We start from the raw sequence: 7,855 nt of genomic DNA on the forward strand, positions 1-7,855 counted from the left end.
GCGACAATTTTCCAGATTTGCTAGTCACTGGAATCGGGCTTTTTCGCTACATTGCTGCCGCAAAAAATTCTTTTGCGACCATCACCTTTCCTGTCGGAACCCCTACATGCCCGTGTCCGAGTCGACGCACCTCCCCGATGGGATGTATGGCGTATTTGCAATCGCTCTGATCGTTTATTGTTTGGGGTTGTACCTGATCGGCTGGATCGCGAGGCGAAGGATACACAACGTCGAAGACTTCGTTCTGGCGGGGCGCCGCCTGCCGACATCGCTCGCCGCAATCACGATCATCGCCACTTGGTTTGGCGCCGAGTCGTTGATGACGACCGCCGATGAAGTGGGCAACGAAGGGCTGCGAAAAGCGATGCTCGATCCGCTCGGGATTGCCGTTTGTTTGTTGCTCGCGGGGCTGTTTATTGCCGGCCCGATGTGGCGGATGGGGATTCTGACCGTCTCGGACTTCTTTCGACAACGCTACGGCGTCGCTGCGGAGAAGATCGCGTCGCTGATCATCGTGCCAAGCTACTTCGGATGGGTGGCGGCGCAGTTTGTAGCCTTGGCTCAGATCCTCGAAGTCTTCTTTGGGATTCCGAAAGATGTCGGCATCTTTGCCGTCGCCACGATCGGCACCGGGTACACGTTGATGGGTGGCATGTGGACGATCACGTGGACCGATGCGATCCAAATGGGATTGATCCTGATCGGTTTGCTTGTTCTCGGAGCTGCGATTCTCGTCCACCTCGGTGATGGCAACATGGCCGCGGGAATGACCACGATGCAAACCGACATCGCCGAACACCGATGGCGGATCGCCGACCCGGAAACCTTTTGGCGTGACACGATGGTCGCGATCAGTGCCCTCGCGATCGGGGCTCTCGGGAACCTGCCGATGCAAGATTTGATGCAACGCATCTTTTCAGCCAAAACCGACAAGGTCGCGGTGAAGGCGTGCTTGATCGCCGCGGGTGGTTATCTGCTCATGGGGATCTTGCCGGTTGGTACCGGAATGGCCGCTCACTTGCTTTTACCGAGTGAATCGGGTGAGCTCGATGGGGTGGTGGTTTTGGTCGCCGCCAAACTGCTCAACCCGACGTTGTTGTTGATCTTTTTCCTCGCGATCGTGTCAGCGGTGTTGTCGACAATCGTCAGCGCCGTGATGGCGCCGGCGGCGGTGTTGGCACACAACTTGGTTGAGCCCATGATCGTGCGAAAACGTTCGCACCCGATGTCGCAGAAAGGTCAATTAAGGTTGCAGCGTGTTGCGATCGGTTCGGTGACGGCACTCTCGGCTGCTTTGGCGTGGAGCGGCCAAGGGGCCTATGAGCTTGTGCAAGCGTCCTATTCGATGGCGTTGGTCGGTTTGTTTATCCCGTTTGTCTTCGGGATCCACTCCACCCGCCTTCCACCTCAAGCCGCCTGGTTCGCGATGGGATGGGGGGTCGCGGTTTGGACGCTGCATTTTGTGATGGGATGGGAGATGTTCTTCGAACCGTGGTTAGAACCCTATGGTTGGGTACTGCCGCATGAACTTGCAGGCGTTGTTGTCAGCGCGGTCGGTTTGATCTTTGGAGCTTACTACGCGAAACTCTTGCCACCGCGCGAACTGATCGAAGAAACCCTTTCGGCGTGAACGCCTTGGGGGCGTTGCGTTTATTGCGGAGCGTGTTGAGCGATTCTTCACGTGCCTCGGTTCGCGTTGCCTTGATGCTACTACTCGTCCAAGGCTGTTTGCCCGAACGATTGAACGATTGCAATGGTCATGCCAAGATGAAAAAGGTGATCCCCGCCTTCGATGGCAAGCCTTCCGTGCCATCATCGACGAGGATGTTACGCGACGCCCCGTCAGCGATGCGATCACGATTGGCGACTGGATCTTGCGTGAGCTTAAGCGGCCTGTTTGCGATCGGTAAATCGGTTTACGGTTTTCCCGCCGACCAGATCTCTTCAATTTCCGAATCGCCGAAGACACGGTTTGCGATCAGGACTTCATCGATCACTCCATAGAACCGACGCTGCGAATCGCCAGCGGTACGCTCCAGTTCGTCTGCGGAGACTCCGAAATTGCCAAGTTCCAAAAAATCCAACAGCAGCGGCGAAGGATCTTTGAGTTTCCCAGTTCCGATGCGTTTGCCATTTAGAAAGTGAACGACCTCGCCAGTTGTCACGTTTGCGGTGACTGCCAAGCACGACCATTGGCCCCAGTTGTCCGAGAGGGTCGCCGGGTTGCGGGCGGCTGTTTGGCTATAGATCCAACTCTTGGGAGAGGAGTTTCCATAGCCGACGTTGAATGTCGCGTTCGCATTTTCCTGGTTTAGCTCCCAGCGAACGGTCTGCACCTTGGACGTGGACCGTCGGGCGAGAGCTTCTTGAACAACCCGGTCGCCAGTTGGAGCAAAGCGGGCTCGGCGGAGTGGAGACTCCGTCATCAACAGGGACGTTATGGGTTGCGTCAGCGCGTCGATGCGCACCCAGGCAAGCATGGTGAGTGAATCGTGGTCACCAGGGACCTGGAACAGAATCCGATCACCAGCGTTACGGTATCCGGCGGCTCGCTTCGATGGCCAGCGACCGGTGGTCCAGTCGCAGCCGATGATGACGCCGTCGGTCGCATTGGATGCATCGGCGGCTGTGTTGCGGACCTCCAAAGCGCCGGGATCCGATACTTCAAAGGTGTAATGCAACAGGACCGCAGGGTCATTGCTCAATTCGTGGGCCTTTGCCTGCCAGAGAGTGTATTGTCGCTGCGCACTCTCGTTCCGCTTTTTGCGAAGATCGGAGGGGTCCGGAAAACGGCCGGGCGAATACGGAACCGTTTCCGGTCCGGCGTCGGTCATGCGAATCGCATGATGTTCCTGCAAAGCCATCATCTCGGTCATTGGTGTTTTGATCTCGACGGAACCTTCCAGAACATGCACCTGTGGTTGCCGACCACGCCGCACGTCAATGCTGAACGCCGTTCCCACGTCGATGACCTCCATCTCCTTGGTGACGATGCGGAACCCATGTCCCATCTCGGAGACGAAGCAGCTCGCTGATCCTTCTCGCAAAAAGACCTCATCAGCACCCCGAAGTTCGAGGTTCCCAGGGCCGCGTACCAGCAGTCGCACTCCCGATAAAAAATCCAGTTGAATCGTGCCGCTACGCAGTGCAAGGTTCCCCGTGCCGACCATCGTCCCGGTCGCAACCGGCTCCCCATCCCCCCAATCCACATCGACTGCTTGACTAAGTACCGCCACGCCAATTCGCCCCGCCGTCTCTTCAGGATCGGAATCTATGATTGCCGAATCCGAGGCGATTTGTTGGACGGAGGGCTGGTTGGGATCCATCTGATCGCTCGACCAAAACACCAATGCCAGAAATCCGATCAACGATGCCGCCACACCGACCACAAGTGCAAACGATTGCCAGCGGTGTCTATCATTGCGAGACTCAGTTTCCGCAAAGCCAGGAGTCGTGATCTCGTGCATCACCCTTGATTCAAGATTCTTCGACTCACGATCCAACACCGCTGCACCGATCAAGTCTTCAAGTTCAAGCCAACGCGGCTCACTTGATTGAACAGCCCTTAACTGACCATGCATGATGACTTCACGGACGAACGCTTCGCGAAATTCGTCGTCAGACTTGAGCCGCTCGATAAGCGGTGCGAGAGTATCGTTATCAAGCTCGTTTCCGAGCCAAGCGGCGAGTAGTTGCCGTAGATCCGCATTCATTGGTCGGTCTCCTTACGGACACATTCGCGCAGCAACGCATTGGCGCGGTAGTGGAGATTGTAAACGGCTCCGACCGTCGTCGATAATTCGCATGCCATCGACGCCGCTTTGATACCATCGAGACCAGACCGTACTACCAAGCGCATCCGTTCGGGAAGTTGATTTATGCATCGCAGTAGAGACTCAATGGCGCTGTCGGTTTGCTTGCTAAAGTCATGGTCGATGTCGCTCTGAATGGTCTCCACAACTTCCTCGCGAAACTTTGCCTCGTGTGCGTTGCGCCGGCCCGTTTTTCGAAAATGCATCAAGAGTTCGTTCTTCGCGATCCCACGAAGCCATGCGCGAAAGTCCTTTCCGGAATCAAATTGACTAAGACTGCGAAAGGCCTTGATAAACACTTCCTGGGCAAGGTCATCGATCTCGTCGGCACGGTGCAACTGGCTGCCAAGGTAACTTCGGAGCATCAAGCTGTGTTCGCGCACGACGTGTCGGAAAGCCTCTCGATCACCCGCGAGAACTTGGGCAATGGCTCGTTGCGTTTCGGCAGAATCCGTCAACTGAACACCTCTGAAATACCCTAACTGAACAGCGCCACTTTTCACGTAGCTCGGTCTCTCGGGACGTCGATTGTATTACTGAAGGATTTCAAATGTAGCGGAACGGCGCGAGCCGTCCGGTAAATTTCGAACATCTCACGCGATGTATCCATGGCGGCTTGCACCGCTCCGCTGTCTAAGTAGATGGCATGAGACGCTAGTCGCGGACCGCTCTACTCTCTGATTAGCTGTTTGCCGCCCGCGCCGGAACCTGCCGCTACTTTGGAGGAAATTTCTCTAGCTTTCCGCAAAATGCACTAGATCACGATCGAAAAAATCATCCGGAACCATTTTGTCAGATTCTTTTGTGAGGTTTGCCGTTCGCAGGCATACAAGTGTTCGTCGGCTCAATGTCAAAAACGAGTCAGAATTGCTTCCCCGCCTCAACCTCGAGCCGCTCGTGCCCCATTGTCAACGCAACAGACATTCGTGTTCTCAGTCGCAACGGGGACTGGTGATTTTGCTGGTCGCCGCCTTTTTGCTTTCTTCAACGGCTCAGGCGGAGTCGCCACCGAACGTCGTTTTTATCCTTGCCGATGATCTTGGCTGGAGCGACACGACGCTGTTCGGCACGACGTCATTCTACAAAACACCCAATGTCGAACGTTTGGCTTCTCGCGGCATGACGTTCACGCGAGCGTATTCGGCCAGTCCGTTGTGCTCGCCGACAAGAGCCAGCGTGCTGACGGGGCTAAGTCCCGCACGTCACGGAATCACTTCGCCGAACTGCCATCTGCCGCAAGTTACGCTGGCGGCCACTGCGACGCGAACCGGTCCCGCGAATCAGAAATGCACGATTCCGAGTTCGGTGTCTCGGCTGGATACCGACTACTACACGCTTGCGGAAATGTTCCGAGGCAACGGCTATGCCACGGGGCACTTCGGCAAGTGGCATTTGGGTTCGGAGCCGTACTCGCCTTTGGAGCACGGTTTTGAAGTGGACGTTCCTCACCACCCAGGTCCAGGACCGGCGGGAAGCTACGTCGCACCGTGGATGTTCAAGGATTTCGACCACGATCCGGATATTCTGGACGAGCACCTTGAAGATCGCATGGCGAAGGAAGCCGTCGCGTTCATGCAGCGGCACCGCGACAAACCCTTTTTCCTGAACTATTGGATGTTCAGCGTGCACGCGCCCTTTGATGCCAAGCGTTCCCTGATCGACAAGTATCAGAAACAGGTTGATGAGAACGATCCGCAGCGCAGTCCAACCTATGCCGCGATGGTCGAAAGCATGGACGACGCGGTCGGCACTCTGCTCGACACGTTAGACCGGCTTGGTATTGCCGACAACACGATCATCGTGTTCGCATCGGACAACGGCGGCAACATGTACAACGAGGTCGACGGCACCTCGGCAACGAGTAACTTTCCGCTTCGCGGTGGTAAGGCGACGATGTACGAAGGCGGAGTCCGCGGGCCAGCGATCGTTGTTGATCCGGGTCACGTGAAAGCCGGCTCGCGCAGCGACGAAGTCATTCAGAGTTGCGATTTCTATCCCACTCTGTTGGAACGGCTCGATATCAATCCTCAACCGAACCAATCGTTCGATGGTGTCAGCATCGTACCCGCATTGCAGGGTAAGCCACTCAGTCGCGACGCGATCTTTACATACTTTCCACACTCGCCCAACATTCCTGAGTGGCTACCACCGTCAGTCAGCGTTCACGCTGGCGACTGGAAACTGATCCGCATCTTTTATGGTGGCGACGATGGTCAGCACGATTACAAATTGTTCAACCTGAAGGACGACCTCGGTGAGCAAAATAATCTTGCCTCGGTTCAGCCCGACCGAGTGCGTGAACTTGATCAAATGATCGATCAGTTTCTCATTGACAACAACGCGATCGTGCCTCTGCCTAATCCCAAGTTCGATCCAACGAAGTATCGTCCCGAATTGATCGGCAAAGCTTCGTTGAAAGGCATCGGCAAAAGTGGAAGCAAAGCCCGAAAGGATCAAGCACAGAAACCTCGAAAGCCCGTCGCAGGCTGGCTACCCGGTGGCACGTGCGAGATCGCACTCCAAGACAGTTCGCTGATCTTGTCGAGTGACGGCGGTGATCCCTATTTGAGCTACACGCTTCCCGTTGAGGTTACCGAAAAGTCGCTGGTGTTAACATTCACGATGAGCTCCGATGCAAAGGGAGCGGGGCAAGTGTTTTGGCACGAGAAAGGTGTTTCCCCCGCATTCATCCGCGACCGCAGTACGTCATTTGACGTCAAGCACGACGGCAAGCCTCACGAATACAGCATTAAGTGGTCTGTCGATCATCCCGTTCTTGCCGTCCGCATCGATCCTGCCACCGGGCAAGGCCGAATCTCGCTCGCCAACATTCGGCTGACAACCGGCGATGGACGTGAGGTTTATCGATGGAAGTTCTGATGCATCACGGCATCAATCAGAACTGCAATTGGATCTCATGCCGCTGACCCTTCGCTCGAGCAGATAGGGTTTCGTTGTCGCGGTCGATGACTTGAAAAAACGCAACCTGAAATCCCCACAAAGGTTATCTCGTGAAATCGCTTCCCCTGCACACCACCTTGCTGTTGTTGCTGTTTTCGGCGACGGCGACTGCCGACGACCGGCCTAACATTATAGTTCTCTACACCGACGACCACGGCTACGCCGACCTTTCATGTCAGGGTGTGGTTGACGATGTGCGAACTCCCAATGTCGATGCTCTCGCCAAGAGCGGTGTGCTGGCACGAAACGGTTACAGTACTGCGCCACAGTGCATTCCGTCACGAGCGGGATTGCTGGTCGGGAAATTCCAGTCCAAGTTTGGTGTCGAAGCCAATGGTCAATCGCTCGAGGGTTTTGACAAAGAACTGACGATCGCCGAGCGGCTTCAATCCGCCGGATACATCACCGCCCAGTTCGGGAAATGGCATCTTGGTGCGAGCGTGAAAATCACCGATCACGGTTTTAAGCATGTCTACAGCCAGAACAGCGGCGGACAATTTGCGGCTAACATCAGTTTAGGACTTGTTCGGAAATAACTTCGGCAATCTTGTAGAATCGAGGCATCTCGATTCCACGGAGGCCAACGATGAAGGACGTTTACGGACAGGACATTGAAAACCAGATGCGTCAGCTGTACGAGTCTTTTAATGAAAAGGACAGACGACGTTACGCTGCCATTGAAGCTTACAAACTGGGCCATGGTGGGGTGGCCTACATCGCCGATCTGTTTGGTTGCCATCCCGACACGATCGCTCAAGGGAAACGTGACCTCGAAAATCTGCCCGCTGATGAGGCCGCCGGGCGAGTCCGAAAAAAAGGGGCGGACGCAAGAATGCTAGCAAAAGCCAGCCGGGCGTCGTCCAGGCGATCAAAGCTGAAGTCAAGACGCAAACGGCTGGATCGCCGGTCCGCGATGGTGAGGTCTGGACAAACATCGGATTGAGGGTAATCGCTTCGGCAATCCAGCCACTGGGCTTCCAGCTTTCTCCCGGCGTGATCGCAAGCATTTTGCGAAATACACTGAAACTTGGTCGGCGAAAGATCAGCAAAGACGTTCCTCTTGGAAGCAGCGAGCATCGCAA

At 55.6% G+C, this 7,855-nt stretch carries 7 protein-coding genes; 5 read left to right on the plus strand and 2 right to left on the minus strand.

Going from position 1 to position 7,855, the window contains the following annotated elements:
* The first annotated feature begins 106 nt into the window (after nucleotides 1–106).
* Complete coding sequence (locus NB063_RS31720) at nucleotides 107–1,630, plus strand: sodium:solute symporter family protein (RefSeq protein WP_250933807.1); 1,524 nt, start codon at nucleotides 107–109, stop codon at nucleotides 1,628–1,630.
* Between the two features lie 286 nt (nucleotides 1,631–1,916).
* Here the strand turns inward: NB063_RS31720 and NB063_RS31725 are convergent, their stop codons facing one another.
* Nucleotides 1,917–3,713 (minus strand): LamG domain-containing protein, encoded by a 1,797-nt coding sequence (locus NB063_RS31725; RefSeq protein ID WP_250933809.1) that lies wholly within the window; start codon nucleotides 3,711–3,713, stop codon nucleotides 1,917–1,919.
* Nucleotides 3,710–4,177 carry a sigma-70 family RNA polymerase sigma factor gene (locus NB063_RS31730; RefSeq protein WP_250933818.1) on the minus strand — a complete coding sequence of 156 codons (468 nt, stop codon included), beginning with the start codon at nucleotides 4,175–4,177 and terminating at the stop codon, nucleotides 3,710–3,712. The genes NB063_RS31725 and NB063_RS31730 overlap by 4 nt, the downstream gene beginning before the upstream one ends.
* Between NB063_RS31730 and NB063_RS31735 the strand changes: the two genes are divergently transcribed.
* From NB063_RS31735 to NB063_RS31750, 4 genes are all read left to right on the plus strand, one after another.
* On the plus strand, nucleotides 4,079–4,294 hold the full coding sequence (locus NB063_RS31735) for a hypothetical protein (protein WP_250933820.1): 216 nt from the start codon (nucleotides 4,079–4,081) through the stop codon (nucleotides 4,292–4,294). The two genes, NB063_RS31730 and NB063_RS31735, sit on opposite strands and share 99 nt — an antisense overlap.
* Before the next feature lie 469 nt (nucleotides 4,295–4,763).
* Nucleotides 4,764–6,692, plus strand: a complete 1,929-nt coding sequence (locus tag NB063_RS31740) for a sulfatase (protein ID WP_250933811.1) — start codon at nucleotides 4,764–4,766, stop codon at nucleotides 6,690–6,692.
* Between the two features lie 131 nt (nucleotides 6,693–6,823).
* Complete coding sequence (locus NB063_RS31745; protein ID WP_250933814.1) at nucleotides 6,824–7,309, plus strand: sulfatase family protein; 486 nt, start codon at nucleotides 6,824–6,826, stop codon at nucleotides 7,307–7,309.
* Nucleotides 7,310–7,359: 50 nt separating this feature from the next.
* Entirely contained in the window at nucleotides 7,360–7,716 is a 357-nt protein-coding gene (locus NB063_RS31750) for a hypothetical protein (protein WP_250933816.1), read from the plus strand.
* The last annotated feature ends 139 nt before the right edge of the window (nucleotides 7,717–7,855 follow it).

The organism is Aporhodopirellula aestuarii, assembly GCF_023701485.1.
Lineage (GTDB): Bacteria > Planctomycetota > Planctomycetia > Pirellulales > Pirellulaceae > Rhodopirellula > Rhodopirellula aestuarii.